Raw genomic sequence first — 21,384 nt, 5'->3', positions numbered from 1 at the left:
CATGTTTTCAAACAATATAGTTCCACAATCTTTGCACAGCAACCTGCAATTATTAAACGCCCGTATCCATTTATTTTTCGATGTATAAGCGCCCATAATCTGCAAAAAGCGTATCTTTTGCTATGGATTCGGTAGCACGGCGTTTTTACTTCGTTTTTGGGCGGCTTTCTGCTTTCCTGTTTTTATTATTTTTCATCGTAACCGCGACATTTGCGCAGCAGAAAATTGCCGACAGCCTGCTGCAACAACTAAAGGCCCACTCGCAAAAGGACACATCGTATGTTCGCTTACTGAACCAGCTCAGCATGGCATATGCCCCATTCGATAACAAGGCCGGTATGGCCTATGCAAACCAGGCACTATTGCTATCAAAGTCACTAAGCAGCAGCCATGCCCTTGCCACATCGTATCTGACGCAAGCCAGGGTTTATGAATTCGGGTCGAAACCCAGGAACGCTATCACGGCCGCAATGCTGGCACTTAATGAGTTTAAAAGAAGCAACAATGATACTTCGGGCCTGGTCGATTGCTATCTCAAGCTTTCCGCCAATTATTATAATACAGCCAACTACATTACGGCCCTTGATTATGTCAATAAAGCATTGCTATTAGCGCAGCAAACCGGTGATAAAAAGCGGGTGGCGGCCTGTTACAATACGCTTGGTTCATGTTATACCCTTCTGGCTGATTATCCCAAAGCGAGCGCATTTTATTATAAGGAACTGAAACTGGCCGATTCGTTACAGAATAAGTCGATGATAGCCAAAACCACAGGTAATCTCGGCGTGGTAAATTATTACCTTAAAAACTACAGCGCATCGTTAAAATATTACAACCGCTGTCTGAGGGTACTTGAGGAACTGGATGACCAGGTTTGGGTGGGCGCCGCCCTAAACAATATTGGCGGTGTTTATCTTGATACCAAGGATTACCAAAAGGCAATTGACTATAACCAACGGGCGTTGGCCATAAACCTGGAAGTAAAAAGCAAAAAGGGCGAGGCAAACGACCTGAACGACATGGGCGTAGCCTACGGGCACCTGGGTAGATATGCAGAAGCGTTCGCCTGCCTTAACCGGGCCATTAGCCTTTATGATACTATCGGCTCAAAAAACAACTCGTCGGCAACATTAGGGCATCTTTCCGACCTATACCTTGCCGCGCCGGGCGATGTGTTGCGCACGCAGGGGATCGATCCCGCAAAAAGACTGGATAAAGCACTGGCAGTGCAGTTAAAGGCAGTAAGCCTTGCGCTCGAGGTACGCGACCTTAATACCCAGTCGGATCAGTGGAAAAAATTGAGCCATATTTACGAACAGCAAAAAAATTACAGTGCGGCACTAAACAGTTATCGCAATTATGCCAAACTGACCGACAGCATCCGGAATGACAAAAAGCGCGAGGAAATAACCCGCCTGAATATCCAATACGATTATGATAAAAAAGCCGCCGTTTTAGAATCTGAAAATCAAAAGAAACAGGCCGAACTTTCGCGCCAAAAGGTTATTAAAAATGCGTCGATCATAGTTGGTATCGTCCTGTTATTTTCGGCGACCCTCTCCTTTGTTTTTTATTCAAGACGAAAGGACGCGCGCGAAAAGCAAAAGGAAGCGGAATTAAAAGCTCAGGTGTCTGAAACGGAAATGAAGGTTTTAAGGGCACAACTGAACCCTCATTTTATTTTCAACTCGCTTAATTCTATCGGCGATTACATCGCAAGGCACGACAAGGAAACAGCCGATCTGTACCTGGTACGTTTTGCCAAATTAATGCGGCTGATACTGGAAAATTCAGAACATGAAACCATTAGCCTTGCCGACGATCTGAAAGCGCTTGAGCTTTACATCCAGTTGGAGGCCCTGCGGCTGGGCAACAAATTCCTGTATTATATCGAAGTGGACGAAGATATCGACCCCGAACAAACCCTGGTGCCGCCTATGCTGCTGCAGCCCTTTGTCGAGAACAGTATCTGGCATGGGATATCCCCAAAAAACGGTGACGGTATCATCCACATAAAGGTTCAAAAGAATGGGGGGATGATAGAATACACCGTACAGGACAACGGTGTGGGCCGCGTGCGGTCCGCTGAATTAAAAAAGAACAAAGTAAAGCAGGGTAGGCGTTCGTTTGGCATCAAGGTAATACAATCGAGGATCAATATTATCAATGCGGCCAAACAAACTGACGCCAAAGTGGAATTAACCGATCTGGACGAAGGAACGAAAGTAAGTATTAAATTGCCGCACGATTTAAAGTTTTAGCATGATCAGGGCAATTATTATCGACGACGAACAACATTGTACGAACCGCCTCACCGACCTGCTGAACAGGTTTTGCAAACAGACCGTAACCATAGCCGGCACATTTGAAAACGTGGACGATGCAATAGCCGGAATAAATACGCTGAAACCCGACCTGGTTTTCCTGGATATCCAATTGCACGATCAAACCGGGTTCGATCTGCTGGCGCGGATACGGCAGATCAGTTTTGAGGTGATATTTACCACCGCATACGATAATTATGCCATCCAGGCCTTCAAGTTCAGCGCGGTGGACTACATGCTTAAACCCATTGACCCGGACGATCTGGTGCAGGCCGTGGGTAAACTGCAAAAGATATTCCACCAGCGCGAACTGACAGAGAAATTCGACGCCCTGCTTCATAATATCAAGACGGCAGATACCTCGTCTAAAAAGATCACGGTAGCAACAAGCAAAGGGCTTCTTTTTTTACAGGTTAGCGACATCACCCGGTGCCAATCGGATGTTAATTATACCACTATCTATTTAAAAGATAAACAGCAGATAGTGGTAGCGAAAACGCTGAAGGAATTTGAAGATATGTTATCCGATCACAATTTCTTCCGCATCCATAACAGCCATCTCATCAATATGGACTGCATTAAGAGTTACCATAAAGGTAAAGGGGGTTACGTTACATTGACCGACAATACAAGCCTCGAAGTATCAACCCGCCGGCGGGATTTGTTCCTGAAGAAGATAGAGGAAATGTAATTGCATGGATACTATAACGGCTAAATTCAACAAAACCCGCATAGCCCCTACACCCAGCGGTTTTTTGCACCTGGGCAATGTGCTTTCATTTGCTATTACTGCGTATGTGGCCGAACAAACAGGCGCCAAGATATTATTGCGGATCGACGACCTTGACCGCGACCGGGTAAACCCCGAATATGTGCAGGACATTTTTGACACCCTCAATTTTATGGATATTCCCTGGCATGAGGGCCCCCGGAATTTACTGGAGTTTGAATCGGAATACTCGCAGGTTCACCGGATGGATATTTACCGCGGGGCTTTGAAAAAATTGGAAGAGAATAACGCGGTATTTGCTTGCACGTGTTCGCGTTCGCAGATCAGGCAAAACAACCCGGATGAAACTTACCCCGGTACCTGCCGCAATAAAGGCATCCCGCTTGACACACCCGATGCAAGCTGGCGAATAAAAACGGGTGCACAAACTGAACTTGCGATCAAAACCCTCAATAATGGCGTACAAAAAGCCACGCTGCCTGCTAATATGTATGATTTCGTGGTCAGGAAAAAGGACGGTTTTCCGGCTTATCAATTGGCTTCGGTAATCGATGATATTCATTTTGGTATCGACCTGGTCATTCGAGGCCAGGACCTTTTTCCCTCTACCCTGGCGCAGCTTTACCTGGCGAATAAGCTTGAAGCAAATATTTTTACAAATAATACATTTCATCATCACCCTTTACTTACCGAAAAAGGTAAAAAACTATCAAAATCTTCGGGTGATACGTCCATTCACTATCTTCGCAAACTGGGAAAAAAGCCCGCGGATATTTACAACCAGGTAGCAGGGGCAGCCGGGTTACACGGAAATATTAGCAATTGGCGCGAACTGGGCCAGCGGTTTTGGCATTAAAATTGGTCGGTTCATTCGGCTGTTTCGTCGGTACATCACAATATTTTTTGTTAATGACGTTATTTTCCCGGCAACAGTTTAAACCTATTTGTACGTATTAGGTTTAATAGAAAGCACTTTATGTTTCAGAGATATACGCTTGTTCGTTTACGTTTCGCAGCCCTGCTATTGGTTATAGCCGCTGCTTATTCCTGCAAAAAGGATAATACCAAACCACAAAATACCAATACAACGGTAAACCCCGTGGTAATGGGCCTGTATGAATATGCTATCGATACCAATAAAAGGGTATTTATCCCCATAACCAAGATCGGCACGAATACAACAGCCTATTACGGCATTTTCGACACCGGTTCGACAGGTATGACGATTGACGCTCACGACCTGATACCAGCGTCGATGATAACAAGTACCGGCATCCAATTCACAGGCGATTCAACCGTAGTGAACGGTATTACCATCACCTCGCAAACATCCACTATTAGCTACGGTAACTCGCTGAGCCTGACCAAGGAATATGGCAACCTGGCGTATGCGTCTGTCACCATCGGCAATTCTGACGGTAGCTTTACCGTTAAGCGACTGCCATTCTTCTTATATTACAAAATAGTCTCAGGCACCGGCACGGTATACCCCGCGCACTCAAACGACGTATTTGGTGTAGGACCGGGTGTTAGCTATACCAGCAGCAAGATAGCCAGCCCGTTAAGCTATTTCGATACCGGGAGCAACCTAACCAGTGGTTTTAAGCTGGCTACTTTGAGCATGGCGCAGTTCAACAGCAACGGCAACTATGTTTCAAGTTTGCTTACGGTGGGGTTGACGTCTTCCGATCTTACATCCGCAGGTTTTATTATGCACCCATTATCCCCAATTAACCCGGGCGGATATTCGCCTAACATACCTTCTACCATTACTTACGGCAGCAAAAGCGTTTCAAGCAATGTTCTGTTCGATACCGGTACGCCCGCCTTAACTATTATCGAAGATAAAACAGCGGTACGCACAATAGGCCAGTTACCCGCCAATACTGTGGTGAAGGTGACCACCAATAAAGGTTTCGTTTATCAATACACCACCACCTCAACAGAAAACCTGACCGAAGTGCAAAACCCGAATAATACGAATGACTTCAGGACGATCTTCAGTCTTAGCTTTTTTATTGAGAATGAATACCTGACGGATTATAAAAATCACCAGATAGGTCTAAAGAATAATTGACCCTGCCCGGTTGATACCTGGTTTAATTTACGCGCGCATTATTGACAAAAATTGATTTGACCGACGCGTCGTTGTCTATCTTGTCATAAAATTCATCAAGATATTTGATCATATCTTTTTTCGTATACAGGCTGAGCAGGTTAAAATTATTGATAAGTGCGTAGATGTTATCTTTTTGCTTTTTAAAATCATTCAGTACGTCGTGTAGCTCGTCCATCGTTCGCGGGAATCCGCGGTAAACCCGTTCCCTGACGGTTGAAGTGCCCAAATGTTCGTCGGGAGCCGCATAGTTGGTATTCACCAGTCCCGAAAAATCAAAATCATAAGGCACCGCGTAAGGGCGCGAGAGCGAATCCGTTTTGGAGTGCAGTATCTTGATGTTATGCTCAACCGGAACCGACCAGTCCGTATTCCCTATCATGTATTCAAACACGGCAACCATGGTCATTTGCTTGCGATCGGTTCGTTCGGTGGGAATTTTCCTGCCATTCCACTCTTCACAATCATTCCTCTTAGCCAGTTGCTTGGCATCTTCTATCAGGAACGCGTGCCGCGTCAACGGATTTTTTTTGCCCGCGCTGTCCAGGTAGGTCAGGTTCAAAAGCCTTACCCTAAAGCTTTTTTCGCAAAGCAAATTGTACATTTTATAAATAAGAAACTCTTTAAGCAGGTTTTGGTCGTCTGCGTTGCTGGTCATGCAGGCACTAACCAGTTTTAGCGACTTTAACTGGTAGAATGCTGCCGAAGGGTCGTTTTTATAGATCAGTTTCAAAGGCGGCAGGTAGCAATGCGCGCGCCGGAAATGGCCCCTTACTTCTATCTGTATCGGGTCATGTACTTCCAGGCCTTCCATATTACAGATAAAGGTTGCGGGAAAAATAGCGCCTTCCTTATCCCTGTTTGATATTACCTTTTTGAAGTTGAAACTGAGTGTGCCATTAAGTACGGAAGTATCTGTAAAGAATTTTACTTTGTCGACGGACTTCTGGGCGCTGACCATTGAGCTTGCCGTGCAAAGGAACAATAAGGCTGTAAAAACACGCTTCATCGTGGCAGTTTTATTGTGACCGTTCATTTTCATTAAATATATGCAAGTGCCCCTCTATTTCGATATCTCGGGGATAACTTGGCCTACAGCACCGCTCGGCATCTGTATATGCAATAACGAAGCTACCGTAGGTGCAATATCTGTCATATAAACTTCCCTGCTCAGCTGCCCCGGCTTTATACCCCACCCGTACCAAAGCAACGGTATATGTGCATCATACGGCCCCCAGGCACCATGCGTTGTGCCGCCATGTTCAAAATTCTCTATCCATTGGGGTTTAAAAATGATCTGGATATCACCGCTCCGCGATGGGTAGTATCCGTTTGTCGCATCCCTTTTGATGGTTGCATTTAATGTCGTTTCTGCTGCCTTGTCAAGCGCGAACGCCCTGTAAATTGCCGTTTGTCCCGCAAGATAATCGATAACTACTTTGCTCACCGAATCTTTATTCAATCCAAGCCGCTTTATCTCCAGGCGGTTGAAGTGCACCTGGTAGTTAAAGACACCAATAAGTAATTTATCGGAATGAAATTTAGCTTTCAGCAGTTCACTTATCTCATCGTTGTACCCCCGGTCTATCGCATTGCCGGTAGGTATACTATGCTGGCCCAGGAAAGCCGGCACATGCGCGCCCCCATGATCGGCCGTTAAAAATACAAGATATTCACCCTTGCCTACCTTCTGATCGAGGAAATCGAGAAAAGCCCCCAGGTCCTTATCCAGCCGTAGGAAATCGTCCTCGGCCTCAACCGAATTCGGACCAAAGGTATGCCCGATATAATCCGGGGTCGACAGGCTTATGGTAAGCATATCAGTAACGGAGTCGGCGCCCATTTTTTCGCCGTCAACCGCTGCTCTTGCCATATCAAAGGTAAAGCTGTTACCATACGGCGTTACATGCAGCATGCCGTAATTTTTACCAACGAATTGTTTCAGGTCGTAGGGAAATCCCTTAACATCCTTCCCGAAGGGGCGGTACTCATAAGGTTCGGCATCAGGTGTGCTTTGTGTGTAAGTATTCAACGGATAAAGCGTATTCCAGCCGTTGGCAAAATACTGGTCGGGCATTTTTTTGGCGTTCAGATCGTCCACCCACTTTGGCAGGCCTATAGCATAGTATGAAGATGATATCCAGTTTCCGGTGGCCTCATCAAACCAATAGGCGCCATTTGCGGTATGACCCGCCGGCAATATAGCGGCCCGGTCTTTAAGCGCAATGCCAATAACTTTACTTTTGAAATTGGTAGCAAGATGCAGTTCGTCGCCTACGGTAGTTACCAGCAGGTTATGCGGGCTCATTTGCCCGGCAGTGCCCTTCCCGCCAACGGTAGTCACTTGCTCGTCTTCGGTGCAGTATACCTGCTTGTTCAAGTCATAATCATACCATTCGTTACCGGTGATGCCATTGATAGCTGGAACCGAGCCGGTGTAAATACTGGTATGGCCGCAAGCAGTTACTGTGGGTATATAGGGTATGATGGTATTTTCGCAGGAAAAGCCGTTGAGCAAAAGCCGTTTGAAGCCCCCGTTGCTTTGATAACGGCTATAATAGCGGTACAGGTAGTCCCATCGCATCTGGTCGACCACGATACCGACAACAAGTTTTGGCCTTCGGATACCCTGCTGCGTTAAAACAGGACCATTATCGTTACTTTGAGCAACTGCCTGTAACAACAGGAAACTAAATAAAAAAGCGAGGAGGAATCTTGCCATAAGATTAAAGAATTGAATGTAAGAAAATTCTTAAAAAGGTTAGCCCGGAAAAATAATATATTTGGTTCGCTTGAAACCGAAAAAGATGAGCATGACGGAAGAAAATCTGCCACCCGAAGGGAACTTAAACGATTTAACGGGTAACAAACCTGCCGGGTCAAACGATCCGAAAAGCGTATATGTTCATCATTTAAAAAAGAAAAAACACCACTTGCAAGGGGTGCAAACCATGTTCAAATCGTCTTCGGCCAATCATCAGCGACTGAGTGTGATGGCGGATAACAAGGCGTTTATCATGATATCGGTTAATTCCATTATCATAACCGTAGCCATCGGTTTGCTCATCAGCAAATTTTCGGTAAACCCGCGACTGGTGGCCCCTACGGTGCTGTTGCTCATCATCAGTGTGATAACCATTATTTATTCGGTGCTCGCCACGCGGCCCAATATCCCGAAAGGCACCTTTACCCGCGAGCAGGTGGAGCAGAAAAAAGTGAACCTTCTGTTCTTTGGCAGCTATTACAGAATGGACCTGAAGGAATTTGAATACGGCATTACTCAAATGATGGACGACAGCGATTTCCTCTATGGCAGCTTTATCAAGGATATTTACTGGCAGGGGCGCGTTTTGGGTCGAAAATTCCGCTTGCTGCGTATTGCATACGACATATTTATGTACGGTATAGCGCTTTCTGTAGCGGCCTATCTTTTTGCGGCGCTGATATAGGTTTTATTTGTGGTGCTTTTTTTTCTTATGGTGATGCTTCTTTTCATCTGTATCCAGCACCAGCTTCTCCGAACCACCCTGGCCGCGCCGTTCCAGGTCGTCGTATAACCCTTCGTCTGACAGATCGAGCGTGTGCGAATTTTCCCAATCATGGTGTGCTATTTTCTGCAGCCGTTCTATCACATCGGCATCATGCACCTCGATAGCCAGCTCGCGGCGGTGGTCGAAACTTCCCGGTGCCAGGTTGATAGATCCTACCACCGCCCTGCAACCATCAGCTAAAAGCATTTTGCCATGCAGCTTCAGATGTTTCAGTTTATGTATCTTGATGCCTACATCATCCATTATGCGCAAACCGCCAACGCCTTCTACCAGTTTGTCTTTTTTCAGCGTATGCGGTGGCGCTGCCATTACATGTACTTTAACCCCGCGGCTCGCCGCACGTACTATCCGTTCTATGATCACCAGGTCCTGGAAACGTTCGTTTTGTATAAATAGGGTATGTTTTGCCTGGTCTATAAAATGCGCTATGCGCGCACGGCCGTTCAGGCTGCACCAGATCAGCCGCGCTTCTTCCCCGGGGTCAAACTCTTTCCGATGCCAGTCGGCATCAAAGCAGAGCATGATCTCCTCTACTTCGTTCGGGTGCGAGGTAATAATGGCGTAATCCCGGGTTTCGGTCAGATTTTTTGTTTCCCAGTTAAGCGATTTTACAAAGGCAAGCTTGCTATCAACCACCATCGATTTTTCGTGGGTGATGATAAAGCTCGGGTTGGTATCGCGCACTGTTATGCCTGCCGCCTGAAGCCGGACATGTGTTTCTTCATTCTCATCTTCTCCATTCCTGCGGGCAGGATTCAGCATCACTTTCACTTTCACTCCCCGTTGCTTTGCAGTAATAACGGCGTCAATTAGTTCCGGGTCCGAAAAAAGAAACATTTTTACCAAAATAGATTTCTCGGCCCCATTGATAGCATCAATAATGGGCTTTACGGTATCGTCCGGGAAAACTATAATGGAACGCTGAAACATGGCCTGGTTAGATGTATTCCGTTAAAAGCGTGAAACTACGAAATAATTTTGTGAAGCGGGTGCTTCGAACTTGCCTGGTTGTTGTAAAGCCCGGCATAGATGTGCCCCAGCTCTATCAGCTCATCATGGGTGCCTTCTTCGGCAATTACACCATCATGTAAGACGACGATCTTGTCCGAATCAGCTATGGTGCTCAACCGGTGTGCAATGGTAATAACAGTACGTCCCTGCATCAATTGTTCCAGGGCCTCCATCACTATTTTTTCCGCCTCTGTATCCAGCGCTGCGGTCGGTTCATCCAAAACCAGGATAGGCGAATTGCGCACCACCGCCCGCGCTATCCCAATGCGTTGCCGCTGCCCGCCGGAAAGCGTTACACCACGTTCACCAACCACGGTGTCATACCCATGCGGCATGTGACTGATAAATTCGTGCGCATTGGCCAGTTTGGCTGCTTCAATAATCTCCGCCTCTGTAGCCTCGGGCCGGCCATAAGCTATATTATCCCGCACGGTACCATAAAACAAAACCGTATCCTGCAAAACAAAAGCGATCTGCGAGCGCAATCCGTCAATACTAAACCGGGTAATATCCTTACCATCGATATAAACATGCCCGCCTGTAGTGTCATAAAACCTGGCTATCAGGCTCAGTATGGTCGATTTTCCGCTGCCTGTTGGCCCGCAAATACCCACCCTTTGCCCGCTGCCGATATGCAGATCAATACCTTTCAAAACGGGCTCATCTGAATTATAGGCAAAAGATACCTTCTCAAAAACGATGTCGCCGGTCAGCCTGCCGGGGTCTTCTGCGCCGGGTAGGTCAGCTATCAATATTTCGGTATCCAGTATAGATTGAATTCTTTCCAGCGCAACCGTTGCCTGGGCTATGGTGCTGGTCATTTTAGCCAAATCCTGCACGGGCGAAAAGAACTTGTTCATATACCAAAGGAACACGGTAAGCGACCCTACGGTCATAGCGCCTTTCAGTACCAGGTCGGTGCCCTGCCATAAAACCATCGCCGTACAGGCAGCTACGATGAGGGTGATGACCGGGTTCAGTACCGATTTCACCCGCCGGGCTTTTAGTGCTGCGCCGACGGTCTCCATACTCACCTTTTTTAGCTTATTTTCTTCCAGTTCCTGCCTGCCGAAAGCGTTTACCGCCCTGATAGATTCGAGCCCCTGCTGCATCACTGTAAGCATATTGCTCTGATCGACACGTACTTCATGGGTGGCCTTCTTCATCACCTTTTTGAATCGCGAAACAAAGAAAAGCAGGAACGGCGTGATGCATATGGCCAGCAAAGTGAACCCGGCATTCAGGTAAAACATAATGCCGAGCATCCCAATGATGGTAAGAAAATCGACAGTGATACTCATCATCGTGGCCGAGGCAAAGTCCTGGATGGTTGACACATCGCTGGTGATAACGCTTAATAGCTTGCCGGTTTGATGCGTATCGTAATAGGCCAGCGACAATCGCTGCAGGTGATGATAGATACGCCGGCGCAGGTCGTTCGAAACATATTGTGCAATGCTTTCGGTAAAATAACTGTTGAGATACCCTGCCAATGCCCCGATAGCCGCCATCACAATAAGACTGACAGCGGCAACCGCCGCAAACTGCATCTTATTTTCGCCGGGGAACACCCTTTCCATCCAGCTGAGCCACCCGGGTAGTTTGTGATGACCGATAACATTGTCGATGAGTATCTTTAATGGCCAGGGGGTGGCCAGGCTCATCAGCGTCTCCAGCACCATAGCGGTGAAGATGATGACCATCCATTTTTTATAGGGCCGCACCAGCATCCAAACCAGTTTAGCCAGGCTTTTGGAAGGTAATGCCTTCACCTTTTCCGACGGGCTGTCTGTATTTGGGACGTCAAACTTCATGCAATACTATCGCTATCGACCAGGGTTGTTTATTCAAAGATAGAAAATAGGGTGGCTTTGGCAATAGAGCCTACGTGATCGGTAACTGCTTATTGGTAAACGTAAGTGTACGTTGCCGGTGCAGGGTAGTTATATTTTGGATCGTCAAGCACCAACACCCAATCGTTTCCAAATCCCAATGTTGGAGGGGTGAACTGCATCTCATCTGATCTTTGCAATGTCTGTACACTTTGTACTTTACCCGTAGCGGGCGCAAACCATGAAGCCGTCACCTTTGAATTAAGGATCGATCGCGTATCTATGGTCACCTTTTTTCCAACTGGCAAATAGATCATCATGTATCTTCCCAAACTATCGCTGAATGCGCAGGCATGGCTACCTTTCTCGCCTTGTCCCGATAAAATAAGGCCATCGTCGGGGATGCGCTGTAACAGAGGCCGTGATCGCATTAGTTTAATAAGATAACCTGACTGAAAAGCTCCGGGGCGGTCAATGGCTTCGGTCCAATACATTTTGGCGTGATTGATCACGTCTTCCCACTGGCTATAAAATTGCCAAACGCTATGATGCCCGTAAGTCACGCCCGCCGCACCTGCAAAAACCGAACGGTACAGTTGTTTACGAACATCGTAAGCATCGTAGTAACCCGTCGCCGGGTCCCATTTTGGCCAGGGGTTTACCGGGTGATCCTCGTAATTAGGCTCGGCATCTATTACCGGCTTATGGGGCCGCATTTTATAGTCCCTCCCTATCAGGTCCCAGGTTGCAACGTCGTGCCCGCCGCCATGGCCGGACTGTATCATGTTCATATCCAGCCAGGGCTCGTTGTGGATATATTGCGATGTCGAATACGGTCCGCCGGAAGGATGGTAGGTGATAAATGCTTTATGACCGGTTGCATCCAATATCCCCTTGGCCATGGCTGTCCATATCGGCCGCCAGTCGTTGGTGTCCTGTTTGGCCGGCCGGTCACCACCCAATATCCATAAAACATTAGGTGAATTCTTATACCTGCTGGCTATCCAATAGCCATATTTATAGGCATTATCTTTGTTGAAAATAACCGGACCTGCACCCCATGCCAGTGTTACTTTATCTCCCCATGTCGGTAGCAGTCCGATATACAGGCCCCGTTTTTCGGCCATCTTTACTACGGTATCAACCAGTTTGAAATACTTTTCATTCGGTTTTAGCGGGTCGTTGCCGATCAGGGGTACATCACCATATTGATTCGGTTTTGTCAGGCCGTCAAATTCAGCCAGCGCAACGGCCTGTATTACATTAAAGCCTTTTTGCTGCCGGTTTTCCAGGTAGGTGCCTATCTCTTCTATTTTCAGCCGATGAAAAAGTTCCCAGGCAGTATCACCCAGCCAAAAGAAAGGCTGCCCATCCTCATATTGCAGATAATGCCCATTGGGCGATACGATGACACGGCCATGTTTGAAGACATCCTGAGCTTTTAATGATTGGACAATCAGCAATAGGGAAAAAAAAACGAGCAGCTTTTTCATGCCTTGTTTTGACGATCAGTTCACCAATGCCTCATCGACAAAAACCCAGGATGGCTTACCTTTTGCAGGGTGCCAGTCGGGTAGCTTATAGATCGGTTTGGCTATTACTTTGATACAGTTTATCGGACCGGCAAGTTTCAATTTGCAGTTTAGGCCCAGTACCACATTCGGATCGTCCTTTTTCTGCATACCTGGTTTTAGTCCGCCGATGAGTTTCAAATGCTGTTCGTCCACACCGCCCCAAACCTGTATCTCGTTCGGTAAAAATATCTGGCTGCCTATTATTTTCAGACAATTCAGCGTTAATACAGCCGGCTTAATTGGATTTTTGAAGAACAATAAAAACTCCATATCCTGCTGCGTGCCCAGCCATTTGTTGTTGCCGAAATTCATCCCACCCAATTCGCCATCTATCAGTGTTTTGGCGCCATCCGCCTGGTATCGTTCATTCACTGGCTTTAAAAGCCTTGCGCTGTCGGGCCAAAGGGTATTTTTAAAGAAGGAATAATTAACCACATCGCTTCCAAACCAGCCTGCCTTGTAGGCTTTGGCTTTGATGGTGGTATTATCGCTGATCACAATTCCAGGCTTGTAAAGTGCTGATTTGATGCTGTCGGGCTCAGTGCCGTCGGTTGTATATCGTATGTCGACGCCCTTGATGGGGTTAGTGATTACCAGGGTCACCGGTTTACGGAAAACAAAATCCGTGTTCTTCACCTGTGGCGGTATCAGCTTCATCGCCTTCCCGTCGTCTTTAAACCCTTCTATAAAAGTAATCCCTTTATTGGCTTTTTCGAGTGACGCAAGTTCATCCGGCTTTAGACCCGTGTCCCAAACCGAGATCTCTTTGAGGCTTTTGAACGAGCCAAGGTTACCCAACGCATTGGGAGTTAATTTTGTTCCTGCTAAAGAAAGTGTACGCAGATACTTTAGCGACGCAAGGTCCTTTAACGTAGCCCCGGTGATCTCCGAAAAATTAAGGTTCAGTGTGCGCAGGTTCTCGAACCCGGCTATCGTTTTCAGTTCGGCATCCTTAACCGGCATTTTATTCAGATTGAGCGACACTACCTGTTTTTTTATCGGGGAGAGTTCCTCAAGTACTTTCGGGTTATATTTCGATTTGTTGTAAATATCTACTGCCAATGCGGGCGAACCTTCCGACAACTGGTAAATGCCCCGATAATTATTATTTAGTTTTTTGATGGTCTTTTCATCTGCTGCCGCGAAATCAAATTGCTCTTCGCTTGCTTCAGCAGGTTTCAGGAATGGCATGGCAGCCATCCTCAATGAGTCGGACACAGGCAAATCGGTCACTTTCTTTTTGAAATCGGCATTTTCTTTTATCCAATGATAAAGTACTGCCATTTCGGTGGCGGTTAATTGAGGCTTGCCTGCGGGTGCCATATGCTTTTTTTCTTCTTCGGGCAGATGGATTCGCTGTAGTAACAAACTCATTTGCGGTAGCCCCGGCACGATCGCCTTGCCATCCTTGCCGCCTTTTAGTATTGATTTTTCATCGGTCAGCATCAGTCCACCCTTCAATTTGCTTTCATTATGGCAACCGATGCACTTGCTGTCAAATATAGGCTGTATCACATCGCGGTAAACCAGCGCCTGATCTACAGGCACCAAATCGCGACCGCCCTTCATCACCGGCGCCAGGATAAAATTATCGCCGTGCGTAACATCGGCGCCGAAATGCCCGCCTACCAGCAGGAACAGCACCATCACCACCGAGGCTTTTTTTGCCATAGCGGTGTCATACCAGCTATCGTTCCTGAAAATATAGATCAGCGAAGCGACGAAAACGATACTCACTCCAAACCAGCGGTGCCATTCAATATCCACACCTTCGTAACCGGGCTCCCTCGACAGGAACAGTCCCATTATAGCTGTTAATGCCGAAAGCAACGCGCCCGTCAGCCATAATAAAGTGGTAAAATCGCGGTAGAATTTTTCGGCCGCAAAGCTTTGTTTGAAGCGAAAAAATTCCATCAGCGCTGCCAGTACCAGTATCACGATAGGAAAATGCAGTATTAGCGGATGCACACGACCAACAGGCTGCAGCCAGCGCGGGATAGCTAAATGGTCGCCTGCCAGCAGCAGAACGATGATGAAAATATTAAGGGCAAATAAAGTATTATCTGCAAAAGCTTTATGGCGGCTTTTGATCATCTATTTATACGCGCGTAAATTTATATGGATATACTTTGCCCGAGGCCCATTGCGCCACGTACAGGTTCTCATCATCGTCCACACATACATCATGGGGGTTCAGGAATATTTTTTCAGCCTGCGACATAGGCTGTAAAACGCCGTCCTTATAAACAGGTTCCGATCCGCCTAAATTGGATACAACTTTATTATCCTTATCCAGGATTGTAGTAAACCCAGAATTTTCATGACCCAGATCAGGCGAACGCAATACCGCTGCGTACAAATGGTCGCCCTTGATAACCGGACGGCATACACACGCACCGGGCAGTTTGATCACCTCTATCAGTTTGCCATCCATACTGAAACGTTTAAAGCAATTACGTGTACGGTCGGTGATCATTAGCGTTGGCGTAGCCTGGCGCCGGTCTATAACGATACCGTGTGCATTATCCAAATGTTCGTCGCCATCGCCGCGTCCGCCAAAAAAGTTCTTCAGTTTGCCGTTTTTATCATAATGGGTGATGTACTGCGCACCATAACCATCAGCTATATAAAAATCGCCGTTGGTGTCAATCGCGGTTTCAGTTGGTACAAACTCCTTAGCTTCTTTATATACGCCAGTTTCAAGTGGAACATCAATGGTCATTAATATCTTACCGTCGATGGTAGTTTTATAAACCTGGTGTTTTACGGTGTCGGTAATAAACAGAACTTCCGTACCATTTTCGTTAAACAAGGTCAAACCATGCGCTCCCGGAAAATCGTGCCCCCAGGTATCCAGCAGCTTGCCCGATTTGGAATAGATCAGTACATTGTTCTTCGTCTCGTTGGTAAGCAGTAGTATCCGGCCCTTCTTGTCCTGCACCATCTCGTGGCAATCGTTCACCGGGTTAATGTTTGGGTCGGCTTTGCTCCACTTATTATTCATGCGGTAACGCATGTTGCCATGCCCGTAAATTGGCCCGTCATCCTTTGCCAGCATATCCTTCGCAATAAAAAACGAAGCTGAGACTAGTGCCGTTTGTTTGATAAAACTTCTTCTTTCCATGTCTATTTAATTAAATGTTTCCTTTCCACCTCATCCCGGCCCTCTCCTATGGAGAGGTTGAAAAATGCTTTAAAGTCTCTCCTTTGGAGAGGATTTAGGTGAGGCTTTACGAAATAATATCACGTACCACATTCCCCGCAACGTCCGTCAAACGGTATCGCCGGCCCAGGCTCTTAAAAGTTAATTTGGTATGATCAATACCCATCTGGTTCAATACCGTTGCGTGAAAATCGTGGACGTGCACCGGGTTTTGGGTGATGTTATAACCGAAATCGTCCGTTTCGCCATAAACCATCCCCGGTGTAACACCACCACCGGCCATCCACACACAAAAGCATCGCGGGTGATGATCGCGACCATAGTTGGCTTTTTCCAGTTTGCCCTGGCTGTAGTTCGTACGACCGAATTCGCCGCCCCATATCACCAGGGTTTCGTCCAGCAGGCCACGCTGTTTCAGGTCAGTAACTAATGCTGCCGACGCCTGGTCTACATCCCTTGCCTGCCCTGCCATTTCCATGGGCAGGTTAGTGTGCTGGTCCCAGCCCTGATGATATAATTGTACAAACCGAACCCCATTTTCGGACAGCTTTCGCGCGAGTAAGCAATTGGCGGCATAAGTGCCCGGCACAAGGCATTCCGGCCCGTACATTTTTACTATGTCATCCGATTCCTTCGATACATCCATGATATCCGGTACAGCAGTTTGCATGCGGTAGGCCATTTCATATTGCTGCACTTTCGCGGTTATTTCAGGATCATGAAATTCATTGGCCGAAATATCATTCAGTTCGGCCAGTTTGTCCAGCATCTTCCGGCGCTCATTCCTGTCGAGCCCTTCCGGATTGTTGAGGTATAATACCGGATTCTCGCTGCTGCTGAACAGTACACCCTGGTGAATAGAATCCAGGAACCCATTGCTCCACAACTTGGAGTAAACCCCCTGTCCATTGCCCTTGCCTTTTGAAAGCAAAACAGTAAATGCAGGCAGATTTTTATTTTCGCTACCGAGGCCATAGCTCACCCACGATCCCATGCTTGGCCGGTTACCCTGCTGTGCGCCGGTCTGGAAAAACGTCAGCGCCGGGTCGTGGTTAATAGCTTCAGTATAGATGGATTTGATGATGCAAATATCGTCGGCTATGCTGCCGATATGCGGAAATAAATCGCTCACCCAGGCGCCGTGGCGGCCATATTGCTTGAAATCATAATAGGAGCCTGCCAGGGGAAATGATTTTTGATTAGCCGTCATCCCGGTTAGTATCTGGCTGCCGCGAATTGAAGCAGGCAGTTCCTGCCCCATCATTTCGCGCAGCTTGGGCTTGTAATCAAAAGACTCCAATTGCGACGGTGCGCCATCCTGGAACAGGTAAATAATGCGTTTAGCTTTAGGGGCGAAGTTGGGTATCCCCGGGATAAAATCGGCGCCGCTATCCCCGCTAAGACCGGAAAAAAGGTCGGGTATAAGCAGTGACCCCAAGGCAGCGCTGCCTATGCCCAGGCTCAGCCTCGACAAAAACTTGCGCCTGTTCAGGTGCAGGCCATGTTCTAAAAACTCCTTCTCCATCGCCATCAGGTTTTAGTAATAGCTTCTTCTAAATTATAAATAGTATCCACGACTTTCATCATAGCAGCAAGGGTTATTTTATCGACGTCCTGCGGGATGGGATATTCCCCCACATTCAGCAGTTCTGCCGCATCTTTTTTATTGATCGACCGCAACTGGCCGGCATAATAATCATTCAGGATCGTCATCTCCTTTTCAGTTGGCTTGCGGCAAATGATCCGCCGGAAGGCCTCGTATATCTTATCCTTAGTTTGATTATTTTCCTTAAGTAGCTTAGCAGCTAATACCCGTGCCGCCTCCAGCATCGTCGGGTCGTTCATCATTTCCAGCGCCTGCAATGGCGTGTTGGTACGCAGCCGCTGCACCTCGCATTGATCCCGGTTGCTGGCATCAAAAATAGCCATCTCAACAGGCGGTGAGGTGCGTTTTATTAAGGTATACATTCCCCTTCGGTAAAGATTTGGTCCGTGAACCTGCTTGTAACTTGCCAGTTGGCCCCGGCCCGAAGTTGTGCTTTCCCATAAGCCAGGTGGCTGATAGGGGTTTACACTTGGCCCGCCAATGGTTTTGTTCAACAGTCCGCTGCTGGCCAATATCATGTCCCGCACAAACTCGGCCGGAATGCGGTAACGCGGGCCACGGGCCAGCAATACATTTTCAGGATCGTTTTTATATTTATCAGGAGTAATTACAGCCGACTGCCTATAAGTAGCCGACGTGACGATCTGTTTTACCAGCCGTTTTATATTCCAGCCGTGTGTTTTAAAATCAACTGCCAGCCAGTCGAGCAATTCCGGGTTCGACGGCAGATCGCCCTGCATACCAAAATCGCCCAGTGTTTTTACTATCCCCCTGCCAAAAAATTCTTCCCAAACCTGGTTTACATATACCCTCGCTGTCAGTGGGTTTTTGTCGTCAAACAGCCATTCAGCAAGCCCGAGCCTGTTTTTTGGATAAGTACCGTTGAACGGCAAAATTGATTTAGGTGTACCGGGAAACACCTCATCGCCATGCAAATCATAATTGCCGCGCTTTAATATGTAAGTTTTACGATACGCCTCGCTGTCGCCCATTACGGAAACGATCAGCCTGCCGGTGTCCTGTTTGTTTATGAATTTTAATATACCCTTCGCGTCTTCGTTGCTGATCTGCATCATGGGCCTTTTAGCATAAGTTTCCGGCCCGCCAACGATCGACTGCAAGCCCGGCTCTTTTACGCTATTAAAAAACGAGAACACCTGGTAATAGTCTTTTTGCGAGAATGGGTCGAACTTATGGTCGTGGCAATGTGCACATTCTAACGTAATGCCGAGCAAGGCTTTGCCGAAAGTATTGGTGCGGTCGGTTACATAGGTTATACGATATTCCTCATCTATCACCCCCCCTTCTTCGGTTATTTTATGATTTCGGTTAAAGCCAGTGGCCAGTAATTGCTCTTTGGTATGATTTGGCATCAGGTCGCCGGCAAGTTGCCAGGTTATAAAATCCTTGTACGGAAGATTCTCGTTATAGGCGTGTATCACCCAGTCGCGCCATGGCCATTGTGTGCGGTAATTATCATCCTGGTAACCGTGCGAATCGGCATAACGTGCAATATCCAGCCAGTGCAAGGCCATTTTTTCGCCGTATTGCGGCCGCGCCATCAACTCGTCGACCATCTGTTCGTAAGCATCCGGGCGTTTATCCGCCAGGAAGCGGTCCATCGTGGCGAGATCCGGCGGCAGCCCGTTAAGGTCAAGGCATAGCCGTTTTAACAACCGTTCCTTGTCGGCTTCAGGGTTTGGGGTAAAGCCTTTCTGTTCCTGCTTGTGCAGCACAAAATGATCGATCTCGTTTTTTGGCCAGGTTTTATTCTCCACTTCCGGCACGGCAGGTAGTTTCGGCGGTACAAATGCCCAATGCTTCTCATATTTAGCACCCTGCTGTATCCATTTTTTTATCAGGCTCACCTCGTACGGCGTCAACCGCTTCAGCCCCGACTTGGGCGTGGGCATCATATCATTGGAATCGCTGGTGGTTATCCTGCGGTAAAGTTCGGATGCGCCGGGGTCGCCGGGAACAAGCGCGTGTGCCTGCGGGTCATCTTTCAAGGCCTTATAAGCGCTTTCGGGCATATCAAGGCGCAGATCGGCCTGCCGCTTATTGGCATCCGGGCCGTGGCATTTGAAACATTTATCGGAAAGTATCGGCCGGATATTGAAATTATAGCTGATAGTTTCGGGAATATCTTCCGATGCTACAGATTTTTCAGACGAACTGTGACAGGCGTAAAAGCTGATGGACACAACCGCAACAAAAACCAATGCATAAAATAGTTTCAAACGCATTCCAATAAATAGCTAATCCCGGTTTAATAATTGAGAAAAACTAATGTAGAAAATTATTGACTGATTATGAAGAATTGTGATTGAAATGTTACGGGGAGATATTGCCAGACAACATCTAAAGTGCGATTTTATATACCTTTCATGAAGCGTGCATAGTCAAGATTTTGTCAATATAGCGCGCAAGTCCACTAGCGCCGCGCTTCATCAATATCATTTGCACATTTATTACTGTTCTCGTTCGGCTTGGTCGAGCCGGTACTTATGAAACAATCTGTTCTTAAGTACAAATCGGCCACTTTAAATAAAATAAATCGGACCTGTTTACAATTCACTTGCTTATTACCATCGGTACCAAATTATTGTTTTTATAGGTGATCCATGTCTTCCAAAAATAGTTAGATGGGAAAGGACTATCTTCTTGGAAAAACTCAACTAAAAACTGCTTCACGAAATGTGTTTTTGAGAAAAATCTAAAAGGGTCATCTTTTATCACAATAAAAATAGGGCTTTCTTTATAGCAAAAATAGCCTAACTTTTCTTTAATTTGTGTATGCAGATTGTATGGGGCAGTGTCTGTTTTGACTGCAAATAGCAGAATGTTATAATTGTCCTTCAATCCATTTGGTCTCAAAAGTAGACAGCTACCCTTAGGGAAGGTTACACCAATATATCTATCCAGTAGTGAATCGATTTTCTTACTCTCTTTGATTATTGGGATATTAAGTGTCTTGGTGATTTTTTTTGACTTCGATTCGACGTTTCCTAGTTGCTCAAATCTCCCATTTACAAAAATATATGACGAAGCGAAAAAATAATTAACCTTGGGGATTGTTTTTTCAGATAAGTTCTTATTCTGTTCATATCTAAATGCTTTTGAGATACTCGTTACTCTGAACAAATTTTGGGGATGAGCATGATCAACTATTAAAATTAGGAAGTTCTTATAATTAAAAAAATACACACTGTCCGCTGACGGAAGAATATCCAATTTCAGAATAGCTGTATCTGTCAATAAGCCCGTTATTGTTAACTCATATTCATCTTCAAACCCGTAGCTATGAATTACCAAACATGATCGCGATGGATCGCCTTTATTTATTGCTCTGTCTAAAAGACGATCAATATTTTTACTTTCTTTGACCATTCTCAATGAGGCTTTAATCGTAGTTTGGGCAATAACTACATTAAAACTGAGTAGGAGTATATTTATAATAAACCATTTCGTTTTCAT

Annotated in this window: 15 protein-coding genes; 5 read left to right on the top strand and 10 right to left on the bottom strand. The window is 46.6% G+C overall.

Features of this window, described 5'->3' with window-relative positions; genetic code table 11:
* Nucleotides 1-122 precede the first annotated feature (122 nt).
* The 4 genes from FRZ54_RS06085 to FRZ54_RS06070 all read left to right on the top strand — a co-directional run bounded on the left by FRZ54_RS06085 (nt 123) and on the right by FRZ54_RS06070 (nt 5,131).
* A complete protein-coding gene (locus FRZ54_RS06085) occupies nt 123-2,261 on the top strand; it encodes a tetratricopeptide repeat protein (RefSeq protein ID WP_147030746.1) in 2,139 nt (712 codons plus the stop codon).
* Nucleotide 2,262: 1 nt separating this feature from the next.
* On the top strand, nt 2,263-3,015 hold the full coding sequence (locus FRZ54_RS06080; protein WP_147030745.1) for a LytR/AlgR family response regulator transcription factor: 753 nt from the start codon (nt 2,263-2,265) through the stop codon (nt 3,013-3,015).
* Nucleotides 3,016-3,019: 4 nt separating this feature from the next.
* Entirely contained in the window at nt 3,020-3,910 is an 891-nt protein-coding gene (locus FRZ54_RS06075) for a glutamate--tRNA ligase family protein (RefSeq protein ID WP_147030744.1), read from the top strand.
* A gap of 120 nt (nt 3,911-4,030) precedes the next feature.
* Nucleotides 4,031-5,131, top strand: a complete 1,101-nt coding sequence (locus FRZ54_RS06070; RefSeq protein WP_147030743.1) for a pepsin/retropepsin-like aspartic protease family protein — start codon at nt 4,031-4,033, stop codon at nt 5,129-5,131.
* A 22-nt stretch (nt 5,132-5,153) separates the two neighbouring features.
* Here FRZ54_RS06070 and FRZ54_RS06065 read toward each other — a convergent pair whose 3' ends face one another.
* Both FRZ54_RS06065 and pafA read right to left on the bottom strand, forming a co-directional pair.
* The gene (locus FRZ54_RS06065; protein WP_147030742.1) at nt 5,154-6,179 is read right to left on the bottom strand and encodes a hypothetical protein; all 1,026 of its coding nucleotides are present in this window, start codon (nt 6,177-6,179) and stop codon (nt 5,154-5,156) included.
* 54 nt (nt 6,180-6,233) lie between these two features.
* Nucleotides 6,234-7,892, bottom strand: coding sequence for an alkaline phosphatase PafA (pafA, locus tag FRZ54_RS06060; RefSeq protein ID WP_147030741.1), 1,659 nt, complete (start codon nt 7,890-7,892; stop codon nt 6,234-6,236).
* A 91-nt stretch (nt 7,893-7,983) separates the two neighbouring features.
* On the opposite strand from pafA, the gene FRZ54_RS06055 reads away from it, so the two are divergent.
* Entirely contained in the window at nt 7,984-8,619 is a 636-nt protein-coding gene (locus FRZ54_RS06055; RefSeq protein WP_147030740.1) for a Pycsar system effector family protein, read from the top strand.
* 3 nt (nt 8,620-8,622) lie between these two features.
* On the opposite strand, the gene FRZ54_RS06050 is transcribed toward FRZ54_RS06055, so the two are convergent.
* The 8 genes from FRZ54_RS06050 to FRZ54_RS06015 form a co-directional block, all read right to left on the bottom strand.
* Complete coding sequence (locus tag FRZ54_RS06050; protein ID WP_147030739.1) at nt 8,623-9,651, bottom strand: phospholipase D-like domain-containing protein; 1,029 nt, start codon at nt 9,649-9,651, stop codon at nt 8,623-8,625.
* A gap of 35 nt (nt 9,652-9,686) precedes the next feature.
* Nucleotides 9,687-11,546, bottom strand: a complete 1,860-nt coding sequence (locus FRZ54_RS06045) for an ABC transporter ATP-binding protein (protein WP_147030738.1) — start codon at nt 11,544-11,546, stop codon at nt 9,687-9,689.
* A gap of 89 nt (nt 11,547-11,635) precedes the next feature.
* Complete coding sequence (locus tag FRZ54_RS06040; protein WP_147030737.1) at nt 11,636-13,057, bottom strand: glycoside hydrolase family 140 protein; 1,422 nt, start codon at nt 13,055-13,057, stop codon at nt 11,636-11,638.
* 15 nt (nt 13,058-13,072) lie between these two features.
* Nucleotides 13,073-15,232: an FN3 associated domain-containing protein gene (locus tag FRZ54_RS06035; protein WP_228462634.1), complete on the bottom strand. Its 2,160-nt coding sequence runs from the start codon at nt 15,230-15,232 to the stop codon at nt 13,073-13,075.
* Nucleotides 15,233-15,236: 4 nt separating this feature from the next.
* Nucleotides 15,237-16,262: an NHL repeat-containing protein gene (locus FRZ54_RS06030; RefSeq protein ID WP_147030736.1), complete on the bottom strand. Its 1,026-nt coding sequence runs from the start codon at nt 16,260-16,262 to the stop codon at nt 15,237-15,239.
* A gap of 106 nt (nt 16,263-16,368) precedes the next feature.
* Nucleotides 16,369-17,826, bottom strand: a complete 1,458-nt coding sequence (locus FRZ54_RS06025) for a DUF1501 domain-containing protein (RefSeq protein ID WP_147030735.1) — start codon at nt 17,824-17,826, stop codon at nt 16,369-16,371.
* A gap of 5 nt (nt 17,827-17,831) precedes the next feature.
* Entirely contained in the window at nt 17,832-20,153 is a 2,322-nt protein-coding gene (locus FRZ54_RS06020; RefSeq protein WP_147030734.1) for a PSD1 and planctomycete cytochrome C domain-containing protein, read from the bottom strand.
* Nucleotides 20,154-20,481: 328 nt separating this feature from the next.
* A complete protein-coding gene (locus FRZ54_RS06015) occupies nt 20,482-21,384 on the bottom strand; it encodes a hypothetical protein (RefSeq protein WP_147030733.1) in 903 nt (300 codons plus the stop codon).

The organism is Mucilaginibacter ginsenosidivorans (genome assembly GCF_007971025.1).
In the GTDB taxonomy this organism is placed as follows: Bacteria; Bacteroidota; Bacteroidia; order Sphingobacteriales; family Sphingobacteriaceae; genus Mucilaginibacter; species Mucilaginibacter ginsenosidivorans.
The sequence above is the reverse complement of the archived record's forward strand: the minus strand, read 5'-3'. Positions and strand labels throughout refer to the sequence as shown.

What these genes read in the sequence shown, in the direction of transcription:
- FRZ54_RS06085 (WP_147030746.1), top strand. Translation starts at nt 123, where the DNA reads ATGGATTCGGTAGCACGGCGTTTTTACTTCGTTTTTGGGCGGCTTTCT.
- FRZ54_RS06080 (WP_147030745.1), top strand. Translation starts at nt 2,263, where the DNA reads ATGATCAGGGCAATTATTATCGACGACGAACAACATTGTACGAACCGC.
- FRZ54_RS06075 (WP_147030744.1), top strand. Translation starts at nt 3,020, where the DNA reads ATGGATACTATAACGGCTAAATTCAACAAAACCCGCATAGCCCCTACA.
- FRZ54_RS06070 (WP_147030743.1), top strand. Translation starts at nt 4,031, where the DNA reads ATGTTTCAGAGATATACGCTTGTTCGTTTACGTTTCGCAGCCCTGCTA.
- FRZ54_RS06065 (WP_147030742.1), bottom strand. Translation starts at nt 6,179, where the DNA reads ATGAAGCGTGTTTTTACAGCCTTATTGTTCCTTTGCACGGCAAGCTCA.
- pafA (WP_147030741.1), bottom strand. Translation starts at nt 7,892, where the DNA reads ATGGCAAGATTCCTCCTCGCTTTTTTATTTAGTTTCCTGTTGTTACAG.
- FRZ54_RS06055 (WP_147030740.1), top strand. Translation starts at nt 7,984, where the DNA reads ATGACGGAAGAAAATCTGCCACCCGAAGGGAACTTAAACGATTTAACG.
- FRZ54_RS06050 (WP_147030739.1), bottom strand. Translation starts at nt 9,651, where the DNA reads ATGTTTCAGCGTTCCATTATAGTTTTCCCGGACGATACCGTAAAGCCC.
- FRZ54_RS06045 (WP_147030738.1), bottom strand. Translation starts at nt 11,546, where the DNA reads ATGAAGTTTGACGTCCCAAATACAGACAGCCCGTCGGAAAAGGTGAAG.
- FRZ54_RS06040 (WP_147030737.1), bottom strand. Translation starts at nt 13,057, where the DNA reads ATGAAAAAGCTGCTCGTTTTTTTTTCCCTATTGCTGATTGTCCAATCA.
- FRZ54_RS06035 (WP_228462634.1), bottom strand. Translation starts at nt 15,232, where the DNA reads ATGATCAAAAGCCGCCATAAAGCTTTTGCAGATAATACTTTATTTGCC.
- FRZ54_RS06030 (WP_147030736.1), bottom strand. Translation starts at nt 16,262, where the DNA reads ATGGAAAGAAGAAGTTTTATCAAACAAACGGCACTAGTCTCAGCTTCG.
- FRZ54_RS06025 (WP_147030735.1), bottom strand. Translation starts at nt 17,826, where the DNA reads ATGGAGAAGGAGTTTTTAGAACATGGCCTGCACCTGAACAGGCGCAAG.
- FRZ54_RS06020 (WP_147030734.1), bottom strand. Translation starts at nt 20,153, where the DNA reads ATGCGTTTGAAACTATTTTATGCATTGGTTTTTGTTGCGGTTGTGTCC.
- FRZ54_RS06015 (WP_147030733.1), bottom strand. Translation starts at nt 21,384, where the DNA reads ATGAAAACGAAATGGTTTATTATAAATATACTCCTACTCAGTTTTAAT.